This window comes from Mycobacterium sp. 4D054 (genome assembly GCF_052245755.1).
Lineage (GTDB): Bacteria > Actinomycetota > Actinomycetes > Mycobacteriales > Mycobacteriaceae > Mycobacterium.
Genome location: NZ_JBQQCF010000145.1, coordinates 1 through 1,043 on the forward strand (window position 1 = coordinate 1; position 1,043 = coordinate 1,043).

The 1,043-nt window shown below is 67.6% G+C and carries 1 protein-coding gene; it reads left to right on the top strand.

All coding sequences use genetic code 11. From position 1 onward, the window contains the following. Nucleotides 1-290: 290 nt before the first annotated feature. Nucleotides 291-866 (top strand): DUF6431 domain-containing protein, encoded by a 576-nt coding sequence (locus ACTWP6_RS30305; protein WP_260751629.1) that lies wholly within the window; start codon nt 291-293, stop codon nt 864-866. Nucleotides 867-1,043 lie beyond the last annotated feature (177 nt).

Here is a 1,043-nt window from a genome sequence, read left to right on the forward strand (position 1 = left end):
TGTTGACCGTCCCTCTGTGTGACGACCACGGCGGGGGTGATCGTCATTGAAGTTGTCGAAATCCCGGGTCGGGGACGGCGGTCGTCTGCATCATCAGCGTGCCCACGAACGGACCCCGCGCTGGTCTGCTCGCGCAGAGTCCATTTCGGCTCCGGCGCGATGCCGAATCCCGAGATCGTCACAATCGGTGACGGCGGACGCGTCGATTCTGCGGTCGCCCAACACGAACTGACCCCTATCCCGGTTCCCGGGTGATAGGTAAGGCTGGTGGATCATGGACTGGCTCTGCGGTGATCGTCGCGCGCACCGGCGAACTGGCCGAGAAACTGCTCGCCGCCGGCGAACTCCGCTGCCCGCGGTGCCGCGACGGCCAGCTGACTTCTTGGGGCTACGGCAGGCGGCGCTCCGTGCGCGATCACGACGGGACCACGATCACGGTGCGCCCCCGCCGCACGCGATGCCGGTCCTGCTCGTCAACGCATATCGTGATGCCCGCCGCTCTGCAGCCACGCCATGCCGACACCACCGCAGTGATTGGAACAGCATTGCTGCACAAAGCAAATGGACTCGGACACCGGCGTATCGCGGCGACCATGGGGCGGCCGGTGTCCACCGTGCGCCGCTGGCTTCGCCGACTACCGCCAGAGCACCTGGACCGTCTCGCACGCGACGGGACCGAGCAGCTGCTCGCCCTGGACCCCGACACGTTCACCGCGCTGCGCTACCGAGGGAACATGTTGCACCACGCGCTGTCGCTGTTGTCGGCAGCGGCCTACTGGGACCGCCGCCGCTACGCCCTCGGTGAGCCGCCGTGGACCCTGATCGGGATGTACACCCGCGGCCGCCTTCTGGCGCCACCCGGCTGACCCTCCGACGTCCCCGCGCTGCCGCCGGGGGCGTCATCACCATGCCTGCCGACAGTCGTCACCATGACGACCACCGCGTCGCCGCGACGATTACCCCGTCACAATGCAGACCGACCCCCGAAATCACGTCTGCATCCACAGTGACGCCATCGTCTGCATCCTGAGCGACGGCCAACA